Origin of the sequence: Pseudomonas farsensis (genome assembly GCF_014268805.2) — a bacterium.
Taxonomy (GTDB): Bacteria; Pseudomonadota; Gammaproteobacteria; order Pseudomonadales; family Pseudomonadaceae; genus Aquipseudomonas; species Aquipseudomonas farsensis.
Genome location: NZ_JABWRF020000005.1, coordinates 162,946 through 177,303 on the forward strand (window position 1 = coordinate 162,946; position 14,358 = coordinate 177,303).

Sequence of the window (14,358 nt, forward strand, 5' to 3'; positions counted from 1 at the left end):
GGATGGATTAAAGTACTAGCCCTCTGCCCGGCAGCCGCCTGCCGGCGCCCAGGCCTATCCCCAGGAACCCTCGACGATGGAACACCGTGAGGCGCTGACCGCGCTGCGCACCTTTCTCTCCTCCCAGATTCTCGGCCAGGAAAAACTGGTCGAGCGCCTGCTGATCGTGTTGCTGGCCGACGGCCACATGCTCGTCGAGGGGGCACCTGGCCTGGCCAAGACCAAAGCCATCAAGGAGCTTGCCGAGGGCATCGAGGCGCAGTTCCATCGCATTCAGTTCACCCCCGACCTGCTCCCCGCCGACATTACCGGCACCGAGATCTACCGCCCGGAAACCGGCAGTTTCGTCTTCCAGCAGGGGCCGATCTTCCACAACCTGGTGCTGGCCGACGAAATCAACCGGGCGCCCGCCAAGGTGCAGTCCGCCTTGCTTGAGGCCATGGCCGAGCGCCAGGTCAGCGTCGGGCGCAGTACCTATGAACTGTCGCCTCTGTTTCTGGTGATGGCCACACAGAACCCCATCGAGCAGGAAGGCACTTATCCGCTGCCCGAAGCCCAGCTCGACCGCTTCCTGATGCATGTGAAAATCGGCTTCCCGGACGCTGCGGTCGAGCGGCGCATCCTTGCCCAGGCGCGCGGCGAGGCGCTAGGGGGTGAGGTCAAACCGGAGCGCCGGGTCAGCCAGCAGGCGATCTTTGCCGCGCGCAAGGAAATCCTCGGGCTGTACATGGCCGATGCGGTTGAGGAGTACCTGGTGCAACTGGTGATGGCCACGCGCACGCCGGCCAAGTTCGACACCGAGCTGGCCGACTGGATCGCCTATGGCGCAAGCCCGCGTGGCTCGATTGCGCTGGACCGCTGCGCACGGGCCCACGCCTGGCTCGCCGGGCGCGATTTCGTCAGCCCCGAAGACATTCAGGCGGTGCTGTTCGATGTGTTGCGCCACCGCGTGATCCTGTCCTTCGAGGCCGAAGCCGCCGGGGTGGATCAGGACCGCGTGGTGCAGCGCATTCTCGACGTGGTGGCCGTGGCCTGAGGCCGGCCAGTTTTTTAGCAAACCCGTTAGTCGGCGGTGCCACTGATGCATTAAAGTATGGCGCTCTGCCCAGCCCAGCCTCTGGCGGCTGCGCCACCACCCAGGAACCGTCGACCATGCATCACCGTGACGCCCCTATCGCGCAGCATAGCCTGCGCGGCTTCGTGGCTGCCGCCTGACGCCCATGCCCAGCGCACAACTGGCCGAACCCGGCATACGCATCAGCCTGGCCGAACTGATCGACATGCGTCACCGCGTGCGCGAAATCCAGCTTTTTTCCCGGCCTGGCCAGCGCAGCCCGTTGGTTGGCCTGCACCACTCCAAACTGCGTGGGCGCGGCGTGGACTTCGACCAGGTGCGGGTGTACCAGGCGGGCGACGATGTGCGCAATATCGACTGGCGCGTCACTGCGCGCACCCAGGAGCCGCACACCAAGCTGTTCCACGAAGAGCGCGAACGGCCGATCTTCATCATGGTCGAGCAGAGCCAGCGGCTGTTCTTCGGCTCGGGGCTGATGTTCAAGTCGGTGCTGGCGGCCCAGGCGGCGGCGCTGTTCGGCTGGGCCGCGCTGGGCCATAACGACCGCATCGGCGGGCTGGTGTTCGGCGATAACGAAAACCACGAAATCAAGCCACGGCGCAGCAAGCAAAGCCTGTTGCAATTGCTCAACCGGCTGGCACGGATCAACCAGTCGCTGCACACCGAAGCGCTGCCCCAGGCCGACAGCCTGGGCCTGGCCCTGCGCCGTGCCCGCGAGGTGCTGCGCCCCGGTAGCCTGGCGATTGTCATCTGCGACGAGCGCGCGCTCAGCGAAAGCGTCGAGCAGCACCTGGCCATGCTGTCGCGCCACTGCGACGTGCTGCTGCTACCGATCAGCGACCCTCTGGACCATGCCCTGCCCGCTGCCGGCTTGCTGCGCTTTGCCCAGCGCGGTGCACAGCTTGAACTCGACACCCTTGATGCCAACTTGCGCCAGGCCTACCGCCAACAAGCCGAGGCGCGTGTGGAGCGCTGGGAGCTGCTTGCGCAAAAACTGCGGGTGGTGTTGATGCCGCTGAGCACCCAGAGCGAGATGATCGAACAACTGCGCGAGTACCTCAACGCGCAACGTGCCGGGGGCCGCCAGTGAACCCGCTGGACCAGTTGCAGCCGCTGATCGCCCCGCCGGCCATCGGCCTGTGGCCGCCTGCGCCGGGCTGGTGGCTGCTGCTGGCGCTGGTGCCGCTGCTGGGCTGGGGCGCGTGGCGCCTGCGCCGCTGGCGCCCCGGCAAACGCAAGGTGGTGCGCGCCGAGCTGCCGCTCGACCCGGTACGCCTGGAGGCGCTGGCCGAACTTGCACGCCTGCCGCGCCCCTATGACGGCGCCCCGGCCGGGGCCTGGCTGCAGCAGATCAACGCCCTGCTCAAGCGCCTGTGCCGCAGCCACTACCCCGGCGCCCACAGCCATACCCTCAACGGCCGCCAGTGGCTGGCATTTCTCGACAACCGCTGCCCCGCCGCTGGCCTGACGCGCTGGATGGTGCTGGTCGAAGGCGCCTACAAGCCTGAGTGCAAACTCGACGACAAAGCCATCGCCGGGCTTTTGCAGTCGGTCGAAACCTGGATTCGCAAGCATGTTTGAACTGGCCTGGCCGTGGGTCTTCGCGCTGTTGCCGCTGCCCTGGCTCGCGCGCCTGGTGCTGCCTGCCGCCGACAGCGGCGAGCCGGTGCTCAAGGTCGGCTTTCTCGATCAGCTAGAAGGCCTGGCAGGGCGCCGCGCGCGGCTGAACCTGCCGACCTGGCGGCAACAGGCCCCGTTTCTGCTCATCTGGCTGCTGTTGCTGTGCGCCGCCGCACGCCCGCAGTGGCTCGGCGCCCCCGTGCCGGTGTCGGCCAGCGGGCGCGATCTGCTGGTTGCGGTGGATGTGTCGGGCTCGATGGACTTCCCCGACATGCAGTGGAAAAACGATGAAATCAGCCGCCTGGACCTGGTCAAGGCACTGATGGGCGATTTTCTGCAAGACCGCGAAGGCGACCGGGTCGGCTTGATCCTGTTCGGCAGCCAGGCCTACCTGCAGGCGCCGCTGACCTTCGACCGCCGTACCGTGCGCACCTTCCTGGATGAAGCTCAGATCGGCATCGCCGGCAAAAACACCGCAGTCGGCGATGCCATCGGCCTTGCCGTCAAGCGCCTGCGCCAACGCCCGGCGCAAAGCCGGGTGCTGATCCTGATCACCGATGGCGCCAACAATGGCGGGCAGATCCACCCCCTGACGGCCGCGCGCCTGGCGGCGCAGGAAGGCGTGCGGGTCTATACCATCGGCATCGGCGCTAACCCGCAGGCCAGTGGCACCCCGGGCCTGTTGGGGCTTAACCCGAGCCTGGACCTGGACGAAGCCTCACTCAAGGAAATTGCCGACATTACCCATGGCGCGTACTTCCGTGCCCACGACGGTGCCGAGCTTGACGCCATCGGCGATGCCCTCGACACGCTCGAGCCCGTCGCCCAACAACCCACCCAGGCCCGCGCTGCCGAAGAACTCTACGCCTGGCCGCTGGCCCTGGCGCTGCTGCTCAGCGTACTGCTGGTGGTGGATGTGCAGTGGCCGGACAACCTGCTGCAACGCCTGTTGCGCAAACCGCGCTTTCTCCAGCAGCACCCAGAATGGCGCCAGCGCCTCAAACGCCTGCGCCTGAGGAGACGGCGATGATCGACCTCTGGCCACAATGGCTGCGCCCGCTCTGGCTGCTCTGCGTGCCGCTGCTCGCCTGGCTGCTGTTCAAGCTGTGGCACCGGCGCAAGCGCGCCGGGCGCTGGCAGATGATCTTGCCGCCCCAGTTCCACGCCGCATTGTTGGGCGGTGGCAGCGGCAGCACCAGTAAACTGCCCTGGGTCGCTCTGGGCCTGGCCTGGCTGCTGGTGGTACTGGCGCTGCTCGGGCCAAGCTGGCAGCGCCTGGAAGAAACCCGCCAGCGCCCGGCTGACCCGCTGGTGATACTGCTTGAACTGACCCCGCAGATGCTTGCCGAGGACAGCGCGCCGAACCGCCTGGAACAAGCCCGGCGCAAGGTGCTCGACCTGCTCGAACACCGCAGCGACAGCCAGACTGCGCTCATTGTCTACGCAGGCTCCGCGCACACCCTGGTGCCGCTGTCCGATGACCTGGGCACCACGCGCAACCTGCTCGAAGCCATCGACCCCTCGATCATGCCGCAACCTGGCCAGCGCGCGGACCTTGCCGTGCAGAAGGGCCTGGCGCTGCTGGCCCAGAGTGGCCTGGGCCAGGGCCGGCTGTTGCTGATCGGCTCGTCGTTGAGCGAACACGAACGCCAAGGCATCGTCAGGGCGCTGGGACGCCACGGGCCGAGCCTGCTGATGCTGGGCGTCGGCAGTGCCGAGGGCGCACCGGTGCGCCAAGCCTCTGGCGAATACCTCAAGGATGATCAGGGCGGCATCCTTTTGCCGCGCCTGGACAGCGCCTCGCTCAAGGCCTTCATCAGCGGCACCGGCGGGCGCTACCGCCACGCCCGCATCGACGACCTCGACCTGCGCGGCCTGGGGCTGTTCGACAACCCACGGTTGCTGCGCGAAGACGGCCAGACCGTGCAGTTGGACAGCTGGGCCGACCAAGGCTACTGGCTGTTGTTGCCCCTGCTGTTGCTGGCCGCGTGTGCCGGGCGGCGCGGCTGGCTGTTCTGCCTGCCGCTGTTGCTGGCCCTGCCGCAGCCCAGCCAGGCGTTCGAACTCAACGACCTGTGGTTGCGCCCCGACCAACAGGGCCAACGCCTGCTACAGCGTCAGCAACCGGCAGCCGCCGCGCGCCATTTCGAGGACCCGCAGTGGCGCGGCATGGCGCTGTACCAGGCCGGCGACTTCGAAGGGGCCGCAGCAGCCTTTGCGCAGAGCAACAGCGCCACCGCGCACTACAATCGAGGCAATGCCCTGGCCCGTGCTGGCGAGCTTGAGGCTGCGCTGGATGCCTACGAGCAGGCACTGGAGCGCAAGCCCGACTTCAAGCCCGCGCTGGACAACCAGGCACTGGTGCAGCAACTGTTGCAGCAGCGCCAGGGCAAGGCAGAAGAGCAACCCGCCAAGCAGGACGATGAAGCGACGCCCGGCAAGCAGACCGAAGGCAACAGCAGCTCTGCCAGCAGCCAGGCCGAAGGAACACCGGGCAATGACGAGCAGGCACAGGCCCAGGCGCAAGCCGCAGCCGACAGCAAAGGCAACACCCAGGCGCCAGCGGGTACACCCGCTGGCGACGACGACACTGTCACCCAGCCACCGCAGCGACCAGTCTCCACCAGCCTCGACGCTGAACAGCGCCAGGCGCTGGAGCAATGGCTGCGGGAGATCCCGGACAACCCGGCAGAGCTGCTGCGGCGCAAATTCTGGTATGAACAGCAATTGCATCAGGAAACCTTACGATGACTCGCCTCGGCGTGTTTGTGCTCAGCCTGCTGTGGAGCCTTGCGGCCCTGGCCGAACCCACCCTGCAGGCCAGTGTCGACCGCACTCGGCTGGAGGCCGGCGAAAGCCTGGAACTGACCCTTGAAAGCCAGGATGTCACCCAGTTCGGCAAGCCCGACCTGCGCGCCCTGGAGGGCGATTTCGAAGTGCGAGGCACGCGCCAGCTCAACAGCCTGCACAGCCTGGACGGCGAGACTCGCGCCAGCACCCGCTGGATCATCACCCTGCTGCCAAAACGCAGCGGCAGCCTGCGCATCCCCGAGCTGCAGCTGGGGCAGTCGCACAGCCAGGCTATTGAACTGCAGGTCCAGCAGGCTGACGCGCAGCGCCCAGACATAGCCTCGCAGGTGTTCATCGAGGCGACCCTCGACAGCACTGAAGTGTATGTCCAGGCCCAGGCCGTACTGACCCTGCGCATCTACCATTCGGTGGCGCTGTACGACGACAGCAGCCTGAGCCCGCTGCAATTGGAAAACGCCAAGGTCGACCCGTTGGGCGAGTCGCGCACCTACGAAAAAGACATCAATGGCGTGCGCCACGGCGTCATCGAGACGCGCTATGCGATCTACCCGCAGCAAAGCGGGGCACTGGATATTCCGCCGCTGACCTTCACCGCCACTGCCGCCGACAACGGCGAGCAGCCGGCCGGCACCCCACGGGTCGGCCGCCAGGTCCAGGTCAGCTCGCAGGCACTGCATTTGAGCATCAAGCCGATCCCGGCCAGTTACCCCAAGGACCGGCCGTGGCTGCCGGCCCGTAGCTTGACGCTGGAAGAGCGCTGGAACCCGGACCCAACCACGCAGCCGACGCAGATCGGCGACTCGCTGACGCGCAACGTGACACTGCGCGCCGAAGGGCTTTCAAGCCCGCAACTGCCCCCGCTCCCTGCCACCGAAGCCATCGGCCTGCGCCGCTACCCCGACCAACCGCTGCTACGCAACGAGATCAGCGAGCGCGGCATGATTGCCAACCGCGAGGAACGCGAAGCGCTGGTGCCCACCCACAGCGGCGAACTGGCGCTGCCGGCGCTGGAGGTCACCTGGTGGAATACCCTGCAGGATCATCTGGAGCAAACCAGCCTGCCGGCCCGTACCATCAGCGTGCAGGACAACCCGGCGCTGAGCGCCGAAACGCCGGTTGGCGACAACAACGCCCGCCCGTATGCGCTGTGGCCGTGGCAGCTGTCTACGCTAGTGTTCGCGCTGACCACACTGCTCGGTTTTACCCTGTGGTGGCGCGCCCGCTCGCGCCCTGCGGTGCTGCGTGCAGCGCAGGCGGGCCCGAGCCCGCGTACCCTGCTCGACGACCTCAAGCGCGCCTGCCAGGCCAATGACACCCAGGCCACTCGCCAGGCGCTCGACGCCTGGGCCAGGCAGCAGCCGGAGACACTGGCCGAAATGGCAGCGCGCTTCGTGCCGCTGTCGGATGCGCTGGATGGCTTGAATGGGGCGCTGTACAGCGAAAGTGGGCAGAACTGGCACGGGGATGAACTGTGGCGGGCAATTGGCACTATTCCACCTGCCGAACAGGTGCTGGCGCCGACAGGAGAAACCGGCAACCTGCCGCCGCTTTATCCGAAGTAGCGCGGGCCGTGGGAGATCCCATGGTTTTGTGCAAGCCTGGACCCGCCAGACATATTGCCTTGTGGCGAGCGGGCTTGCCCCGCGTTGGGCTGCGCAGCAGCCCTTGGGTTTTCAGGGCTGCTGCGCAGCCCAACGCGGGGCAAGCCCGCTCGCCACAACTGTCTATCATTTCCCACAGGATTGGGTCCAACCAGCAATGTTGCGGCTGAGCACGATCTCTGTGGGAGCTGGCGACAGCCTGCGATGAGGCCAGTACAGACTGCTACAGCGCAATAGGCCTGCGCCCGGCAAACGCATGGGCTAGGGTGCCGCCATCAACCAGCTCAAGCTCGCCACCCAGCGGCACGCCATGGGCAATACGGGTCGCCGCCAGGCCCTTCTCGGCCAGCAACTGCGCGATGTAATGCGCTGTCGCTTCACCTTCAACCGTAGGGTTGGTGGCCAGAATCACCTCGTTGAAGGTGCCCTGCTCTTCGATCCGCGCCATCAGTTGCGGAATGCCGATGGCATCAGGCCCGAGCCCGTCGAGCGGCGACAGATGCCCCTTGAGCACGAAGTAACGGCCGCGGTAACCGGTCTGTTCGACCGCATACACATCCATTGGCCCTTCCACGACGCACAGCTGGGTATCGTCACGGCGCACATCGGCGCACTGCGGGCACAGCTCCTGCTCGGTCAGGGTGCGGCACTGGCGGCAATGACCAACACCGTCCATGGCCTGGCTCAGGGCCTGGGCCAGGCGCGTGCCACCGCTGCGATCACGCTCGAGCAATTGCAGGGCCATGCGCTGGGCGGTTTTCTGGCCGACACCCGGCAGAATGCGCAAGGCGTCGATCAGTTGGCGGATCAGGGGGCTGAAGCTCATGTAGGCAGGCCTGCAATCTTGAATGACAGAATGAACAAGGGAGCAACGACCGTATGGCCGTTACTCCCCCTGTGCAGCACGGTTGCGGTCAGAACGGCATCTTGAAGCCCGGCGGCAGTTGCATGCCGGCGGTCATGTTGCCCATCTTGTCCTGGCTGTTCTGCTCGATCTTGCGCACGGCATCGTTCAGCGCCGCTGCGATCAGGTCTTCGAGCACTTCCTTGTCGTCCTCTTCGGTCGACATCAGGCTCTGGTCGATGCTGACGCGCTTGACGTCGTGGCGACCGGTCATCACCACGCTGACCAAGCCACCGCCAGACTGGCCGGTGACTTCAGCGTTGGCCAGCTCTTCCTGCATCTTCTGCATCTTTTCCTGCATCTGCTGGGCCTGCTTCATCAGGCCGGCCATGCCACCTTTCATCATGGGAAAGTACCTCGATATGGGTCATGTGATACGGCCGGCTCAACGCCCACCGCATGGTTATCCGTGGATTATTCCTGGCTCGCCAGGGCCGCTACTGGCTCAATAGTATCTTGCTTCACCGTCGCACCGAACTGGCTGATCATCTGCTGGACGAGCGGGTCGTTCTCGATCGACATTTCTGCCTCGTGCTGGCGCTCGGAACGCTTGCGCGCTGCGGCCTGGGCCGGGGTTTCCTGCTCGGGGCGGATCAGCTCGATCTTCAGGCGGATCTCGCGGCCAAGCTGTTGATTGAGTGCGTCATTCAGGCGCCGCTGCTGGGTGGAGTTGAACAGCGCGCCTTGCCCTGGGTCCAGGTGCAGCAGCCAGTCGTCGCCATCGGCGGCAATCAGCGTGCAGTTGGCGGCGATATTACCGGTCATCCCAGAGACCGACAGCTGGGGGAATAATTCCAGCCATTGCAGGGCAAGACCGGTGGCGGGCTTCAAGGCCGGCAGCGGCTCAGGCGGCGCAGCGGGTGTGTCTTCCTGGACATGCTCGGCGAGTTCGTCCAGGTAGCTGAAGCCCACCGGGTCGCTGTCCGGCACGTAGTAATCTTCGTCCGCTGGCGGTTCATCGTCGCGCTCCATGCCCACCGGATTGTAGGCCGATGGGTCGAACGGCGGCGCGTCGTACTCAGCCTGGCTGACAACCGGGTCAGGCACCGCGGGCGCCGGGGCTGCCGGTTCGTCCCATGGCAGGTCGCTGGCATCAGCGTCCGGTTCCGGTTCCGGTGCAGGCGCCACAATTTGCGGCTCAGGTTGCGTTTCTGGCTCAGGCTCAGGTTGCACTACTGCTGCCGGCACAGGCTCGCTGACGACAGGCGCAGGCTCTACGACACGCGTAGCCGCCTGGACGGGGGCAGCAGCGGCCGGCGCTGCCACCGGAGTTGCCGGATCAGCTGTGGCTTGGCTGATCCCCACTGGCTTTAGCACCGGTGTCGGCGCGTCTTCGCTGTCTGCCGGGCGGAACGCCAGCATGCGCAGCAGCACCATCTCGAAGCCGCCCCGCGGGTCTGGCGCCAAGGGCAGGTCGCGGCGGCCGATCAGGCCCATCTGGTAGTAAAACTGTACGTCCTCGGCCGGCAGCGCCTGAGCCAGTGCCAGCACCCGGTCACGGTCGCCCTGGCCGTTGTCGACCGCCTCTGGCAGCGCCTGGGCAATGGCCACGCGGTGCAGCACGTTGAGCATTTCCGAGAGCACGCCATTCCAGTCCGGGCCCTGCTCGGCAAGGTCACGCACCGCTTCCAGCAGCGCCCGCGCATCGCCATCGAGCAACGCCTGGAGCACACCGTACACCTGGCCATGGTCGAGAGTGCCCAACATGGCCCGCACATCGGCAGCCAGCACCTTGCCTTCGCCAAAGGCGATGGCCTGGTCGGTGAGGCTCATTGCGTCGCGCATCGAACCGTCGGCAGCCCGGCCGAGCAGCCACAGGGCATCGTCCTCGAACGGCACGTTCTCGGCGCCCAGCACGTGGCTCAGGTGCTCGACCACCCGCTCCGGGCTCATGTTCTTCAGCGAAAACTGCAGGCAGCGCGACAGGATGGTAGCCGGCAGCTTCTGCGGGTCGGTGGTGGCGAGGATGAACTTGACGTAGGGCGGCGGCTCTTCGAGCGTTTTGAGCAAGGCGTTGAACGAGTGCGTGGACAGCATGTGCACTTCGTCGATGAGGTAGACCTTGAAGCGGCCACGGCTGGGGGCGTACTGCACATTGTCGAGCAGTTCGCGGGTGTCCTCGACCTTGGTACGGCTGGCGGCGTCGATCTCGATCAGGTCGACGAAGCGGCCTTCGTCGATTTCGCGGCACACCGAGCAGCTACCACACGGGGTGGAGGTGATGCCGGTCTCACAGTTCAGGCACTTGGCAATGATGCGCGCGATGGTGGTCTTGCCCACGCCACGGGTGCCGGTGAACAGATAGGCATGGTGCAGGCGCTGGTTGTCCAAGGCGTTGATCAAAGCCTTGAGCACATGGGCCTGGCCGACCATTTCGCGGAACGAGCGCGGGCGCCATTTACGTGCAAGAACCTGATAACTCATCAAAAAACCATCGTGACCGGAGCGGGCGGAAAGAGCGCTAATGCTAGCGGAGCGGGGGAAAAATTGCACCCAGCGGTTCTCGTCTACGCTCAATGCAGGCACCGAGCAGGCCGATCAAGGAGGATGAGCGTGCGCCGACTGCTGGCCATTCTGTTGTTATGCAGCAGCCACAGCCTGGCCGAGCCGCCAGCGCTGCGCTTTTCCATCGCCGAAAGTTGGAGCATGCCGCTGGTGCGTATCGAGGCCGAGCAACCGGTCGAGGGTATCGTTTTCGACATTATCCAGGGCATCGCGCGGGAAACCGGCATCACCCCGCACTATCACGTGATGGCCAGGTTGCGCCTGCAAGAGGCCATGGAAAACGGCGACATCGACGTGCGCTGTTATGTTGCCAGCCAGTGGCTGACCAACCGCCCGGGTGACTATATCTGGAGCATCCCGCTGATCGAGCAGCGCGACCTGTTGGTCGGGCGCCCAGGCGAGACCGCCAAAGCAAGCGCCGAGGGTCTGCAGGCCCAGGCCATCGGCACAGTGCTGGGTTACCACTACCCTACCCTGGAGGGGCTTTTTGCACGCGGTCACCTGCAGCGCGAGGACAGCCGCAACCAACTGCTGGTGTTGCGCAAGCTACAGGCCGAACGCTACCAGCATGCGGTGAGCAACCAGTTGTCATTGCAGTGGTTCAACCGGCAACTGCCGGCGCAGCAGCGTTTGCCAGCGGTGGCGGTGCTTGAGGAGCAGTCGTTGGGGTGCATGGTGCGCAGCGACCCGGCACTGCCGACTCAGGCAGTGCTCAGGGCGTTGGTGCGGATGAAACAGTCGGGGGAGATCGAGCGGATCATCCAGCGCTATACCGAGGCCGACGGGGGTGGCTGAAGGCTGCGAGGTGTCCGCCGGAAACTATCCGGCGCCTATAAGATCGAGCGCCGCTGGCGCGGCGCATCGCAGGCTATCGCCAGCTCCCACAGAGCTCGCCCATCCACATATCGATGCCGTCTACGCGGTCAGTGTAGGAGCGGCCTTGTGCCGCGAAAGGGCTGCGGAGCGGCCCCAGGATCTGAGCACCCACCAGAATCGCTGGGGCTGCTTCGCAGCCCTTTCGCGACACAAGGCCGCTCCTACACAATCAAAAGCGACTTGCCCAAAACCATAGAATCTCCCACGGGGATCAGGCCAGCGCCCCCTAACCAGCTGACGCGGACCCTGTGGGAGCTGGCGACAGCCTGCGATGAGGCCTGAACAAGCTTGCACAAAACCCCTCTCAATCCCCGCGGTGCAACTTGCTCATCAACTGCGCCTCAGCCTGGGTCAAACCGCAGGTTTGAGTCAGTTCCTGAACACTCGCCCCCATACCCACCAGCTTGGCAGCCTGAGCGAACGTGACGCTGTTAGGGTCACGCTGCTCCAGTTGCTGCAGCTTCTCCGGCAACGGCGCTACCGCCGCACGCAGCTCGTGGATGGCATCACCCATGCGCACGGTCACGTTCTGGTAGTCATCCAGACGCTTGGCCAGGTCCTTGATACGCTGGTCACGCAGCGCATCGCCCACGGCCTGTTGGGCCGCGAGTTCGCGCTGGCGCTTGCTGTAATTGAGGAAGAACCAGAGGCTCAGCGCCCACAGCAGCGCCAGGAAGATGACAGCAACCTCGAAAATCAACTCAGATGTTCTCCAGCTCAGACCACTCTTCCTCGGTCATCATCTTGTCCAGCTCAACCAGAATCAGCAGCTCGCCGTTCTTGTTGCAAACGCCCTGGATGAACTTGGCCGACTCTTCGTTACCCACGTTTGGTGCAGTCTCGATCTCCGACTGACGCAGGTAGACAACTTCAGCCACGCTGTCGACCAGAATGCCGACCACTTGCTTGTCCGCTTCGATGATGACGATACGGGTGTTGTCGCTGATGTCGCTTGGCATCAGGCCGAAACGCTGGCGGGTGTCGATGACCGTCACCACGTTGCCGCGCAGGTTGATGATACCCAGTACATAGCTAGGGGCGCCCGGTACCGGGGCGATCTCGGTGTAGCGCAGGACTTCCTGCACCTGCATGACATTGATGCCGTAGGACTCGTTGTCCAGACGGAAGGTTACCCACTGCAGGATCGGATCTTCGGAACCTTGTGCAGACGACTTTTTCATTCCCCTATCCCTCAAAATCCGCCTTTGGCGGTGTGCTCGTTGTTAGCCGCGGCAGTAGCGGCGTTGATTCAGTTGGGTTTGCTGTTCATTTGCTTGACCGCACCACTGGCGATCAACTCGGCAAGGGCGGCGACATCGAGCAATGCGCACATGTGCTCGATAACCGTACCGGCCAGCCACGGGCGCTGGCCACGCTGGCTGCGCCACTTGATCTCGCTTGGGTCCAGGCGCAGCGAGCGGCTGACCTGATGCACCGCCAGCCCCCACTCGTAGCCCTGCACCGAAATCACATATTGCAGGCCCTGGCGGAAGTCATCGCGATAGCGATCGGGCATCACCCAACGCGCCGTGTCGAGCACCTTGAGGTTGCCCGCCTGGCAACTGAGGATGCCGAGGAACCAGTCCGGCTGGCCGAACAACGGCGTCAACTCCTGGCCAGCCAGGTTGTAGATCGAGCCCAGGCACACCAAAGGCACCGCCAAGGTCAGCCCGGCAACATCGAACAACAGGCATTCGAACGGTTCGGCAGCCCACTCCGGGCGGCCGTCGACAGTCGCTGGCGGTACCGGTGCGGCGGGCGCCGGCAGGTGCACCTCGACCAGCGGCGCGACAAGCTCGGCAGTTTGTACGTCGGTGAGTACCGGAATGCTCGCCTCGGCCACTACCTGGGTGTCGACCACGCTGACCACGGGCTCTTCGACCGCGCGGGCCGGTGCCAGCACGGTCGGCAATACCTGCGGCTGTGGCTCGGCAAACGGGCGCGGCGCGGCCTGTACCGGCGCGGGGTCGGCCTGGCGGCGGGCATCGGCTGCCTGTTCTTCGCGCACGGCCGCTTCGAAATCGTCGACCACAGCTTGCGCAACCGGCGCCGCAACGGGTTCCTCGACAGTCTCGGTAGCCTCTTGCAGCAGGCCATCTAGGTAGGACTGCAAGGCCATCTGCGGCTTGGTGGCGATGTGTGGGGCGCTATTCATCAGGCTACCTGCAATGCAGAACGGTAAGTGAGCAGGTGCTTGAGCAAGGCGCGGTAGGCGATAACCCCGCGGCTCTTGCCGTCGAACTGCGACGGCGTAACGCCGTTGCGGCTGGCGTCACGCAGGCGCGTATCCACCGGAATGTAGCCTTGCCAGACCTGCTCGCCATAGGTGTCGCGCACCAGCTTGAGGGTGCCGAGCGAGGCCTGGGTGCGGCGGTCGAACAGGGTTGGAACAATCTGGTAGGGCAGCGCCTGCTTGCGCGAGCGGTTGATCATGGCCAGGGTGCCAACCATGCGTTCCAGGCCTTTGACGGCAAGGAATTCGGTCTGCACCGGCACCACCAACTGCTGGCTCGCAGCCAGGGCGTTGACCATCAGCACACCCAGCAACGGGGGGCTGTCGATCAGGGCAAAATCAAAATCCTGCCACAGCTGCGCCAGACTCTTGGCGATCACCAGGCCCAGGCCGTTCTGGCCCGGCGACTGGCGCTCGAGCACGGCCAAGGCGGTGCTTGAAGGCAGCAAGGAAATGCGCTGGTCGCTGGTCGGCAGCAGCAGTTGCCCCGGCAAACCGTCGGGCACCACGCCTTTGTGCAGGAACAGGTCATAGCAGCTGTGTTCCAGCGCATCGGGGTTGTGCCCGAAATAGCTGGTCATCGAACCATGCGGGTCGAGGTCGACGACGACCACACGCTTGCCCGCCTCGGCCAGCAAGCCGGCCAGGGCGATCGTGGTGGTGGTCTTGCCAACGCCACCCTTTTGATTGGCTACTGCCCAGACTCTCATCGTGCGTTGCTTCCTCCCGGGAT

At 65.2% G+C, this 14,358-nt stretch carries 14 protein-coding genes; 7 read left to right on the forward strand and 7 right to left on the reverse strand.

Annotated features, from left to right (window positions below; translation table 11 throughout):
- Positions 1-76: 76 nt before the first annotated feature.
- The 6 genes from HU719_RS22985 (at position 77) to HU719_RS23010 (ending at position 7,068) form a co-directional block, all read left to right on the forward strand.
- Positions 77-1,036, forward strand: a complete 960-nt coding sequence (locus tag HU719_RS22985; protein WP_186523017.1) for an AAA family ATPase — start codon at positions 77-79, stop codon at positions 1,034-1,036.
- Between the two features lie 184 nt (positions 1,037-1,220).
- The gene (locus HU719_RS22990) at positions 1,221-2,165 is read left to right on the forward strand and encodes a DUF58 domain-containing protein (RefSeq protein ID WP_186523018.1); all 945 of its coding nucleotides are present in this window, start codon (positions 1,221-1,223) and stop codon (positions 2,163-2,165) included.
- A complete protein-coding gene (locus HU719_RS22995) occupies positions 2,162-2,656 on the forward strand; it encodes a DUF4381 family protein (RefSeq protein ID WP_186523019.1) in 495 nt (164 codons plus the stop codon). The genes HU719_RS22990 and HU719_RS22995 overlap by 4 nt, the downstream gene beginning before the upstream one ends.
- Entirely contained in the window at positions 2,649-3,725 is a 1,077-nt protein-coding gene (locus HU719_RS23000; protein ID WP_186537357.1) for a vWA domain-containing protein, read from the forward strand. Before HU719_RS22995 ends, HU719_RS23000 begins: the two co-directional genes overlap by 8 nt.
- Positions 3,722-5,446, forward strand: coding sequence for a tetratricopeptide repeat protein (locus tag HU719_RS23005; RefSeq protein ID WP_186537356.1), 1,725 nt, complete (start codon positions 3,722-3,724; stop codon positions 5,444-5,446). Before HU719_RS23000 ends, HU719_RS23005 begins: the two co-directional genes overlap by 4 nt.
- A complete protein-coding gene (locus HU719_RS23010) occupies positions 5,443-7,068 on the forward strand; it encodes a BatD family protein (RefSeq protein ID WP_186537355.1) in 1,626 nt (541 codons plus the stop codon). Before HU719_RS23005 ends, HU719_RS23010 begins: the two co-directional genes overlap by 4 nt.
- A 262-nt stretch (positions 7,069-7,330) precedes the next feature.
- On the opposite strand, the gene recR is transcribed toward HU719_RS23010, so the two are convergent.
- The 3 genes from recR to dnaX form a co-directional block, all read right to left on the reverse strand.
- Entirely contained in the window at positions 7,331-7,933 is a 603-nt protein-coding gene (gene recR / locus HU719_RS23015) for a recombination mediator RecR (RefSeq protein WP_186523565.1), read from the reverse strand.
- Positions 7,934-8,021: 88 nt separating this feature from the next.
- Positions 8,022-8,357, reverse strand: a complete 336-nt coding sequence (locus tag HU719_RS23020) for a YbaB/EbfC family nucleoid-associated protein (protein WP_145189127.1) — start codon at positions 8,355-8,357, stop codon at positions 8,022-8,024.
- A gap of 68 nt (positions 8,358-8,425) precedes the next feature.
- The gene (gene dnaX / locus HU719_RS23025; RefSeq protein ID WP_186537479.1) at positions 8,426-10,435 is read right to left on the reverse strand and encodes a DNA polymerase III subunit gamma/tau; all 2,010 of its coding nucleotides are present in this window, start codon (positions 10,433-10,435) and stop codon (positions 8,426-8,428) included.
- Between the two features lie 129 nt (positions 10,436-10,564).
- Between dnaX and HU719_RS23030 the strand changes: the two genes are divergently transcribed.
- Positions 10,565-11,311, forward strand: coding sequence for a substrate-binding periplasmic protein (locus HU719_RS23030; protein ID WP_186537480.1), 747 nt, complete (start codon positions 10,565-10,567; stop codon positions 11,309-11,311).
- Positions 11,312-11,696: 385 nt separating this feature from the next.
- On the opposite strand, the gene HU719_RS23035 is transcribed toward HU719_RS23030, so the two are convergent.
- From HU719_RS23035 to HU719_RS23050, 4 genes are all read right to left on the reverse strand, one after another.
- Entirely contained in the window at positions 11,697-12,092 is a 396-nt protein-coding gene (locus HU719_RS23035) for a DUF2802 domain-containing protein (RefSeq protein ID WP_186520819.1), read from the reverse strand.
- A 1-nt stretch (position 12,093) separates the two neighbouring features.
- Positions 12,094-12,573 (reverse strand): chemotaxis protein CheW, encoded by a 480-nt coding sequence (locus HU719_RS23040; RefSeq protein WP_186520818.1) that lies wholly within the window; start codon positions 12,571-12,573, stop codon positions 12,094-12,096.
- 68 nt (positions 12,574-12,641) lie between these two features.
- A complete protein-coding gene (locus HU719_RS23045; protein ID WP_186537320.1) occupies positions 12,642-13,547 on the reverse strand; it encodes a CheW domain-containing protein in 906 nt (301 codons plus the stop codon).
- The gene (locus HU719_RS23050; protein WP_186537319.1) at positions 13,547-14,335 is read right to left on the reverse strand and encodes a ParA family protein; all 789 of its coding nucleotides are present in this window, start codon (positions 14,333-14,335) and stop codon (positions 13,547-13,549) included. Before HU719_RS23050 ends, HU719_RS23045 begins: the two co-directional genes overlap by 1 nt.
- Positions 14,336-14,358: the final 23 nt, after the last annotated feature.

Coding starts and splice junctions, on each gene's coding strand:
- HU719_RS22985 (WP_186523017.1), top strand. CDS start 77: ATGGAACACCGTGAGGCGCTGACCGCGCTGCGCACCTTTCTCTCCTCC.
- HU719_RS22990 (WP_186523018.1), top strand. CDS start 1,221: ATGCCCAGCGCACAACTGGCCGAACCCGGCATACGCATCAGCCTGGCC.
- HU719_RS23000 (WP_186537357.1), top strand. CDS start 2,649: ATGTTTGAACTGGCCTGGCCGTGGGTCTTCGCGCTGTTGCCGCTGCCC.
- HU719_RS23005 (WP_186537356.1), top strand. CDS start 3,722: ATGATCGACCTCTGGCCACAATGGCTGCGCCCGCTCTGGCTGCTCTGC.
- HU719_RS23010 (WP_186537355.1), top strand. CDS start 5,443: ATGACTCGCCTCGGCGTGTTTGTGCTCAGCCTGCTGTGGAGCCTTGCG.
- recR (WP_186523565.1), bottom strand. CDS start 7,933: ATGAGCTTCAGCCCCCTGATCCGCCAACTGATCGACGCCTTGCGCATT.
- HU719_RS23020 (WP_145189127.1), bottom strand. CDS start 8,357: ATGATGAAAGGTGGCATGGCCGGCCTGATGAAGCAGGCCCAGCAGATG.
- dnaX (WP_186537479.1), bottom strand. CDS start 10,435: ATGAGTTATCAGGTTCTTGCACGTAAATGGCGCCCGCGCTCGTTCCGC.
- HU719_RS23040 (WP_186520818.1), bottom strand. CDS start 12,573: ATGAAAAAGTCGTCTGCACAAGGTTCCGAAGATCCGATCCTGCAGTGG.
- HU719_RS23045 (WP_186537320.1), bottom strand. CDS start 13,547: ATGAATAGCGCCCCACACATCGCCACCAAGCCGCAGATGGCCTTGCAG.
- HU719_RS23050 (WP_186537319.1), bottom strand. CDS start 14,335: ATGAGAGTCTGGGCAGTAGCCAATCAAAAGGGTGGCGTTGGCAAGACC.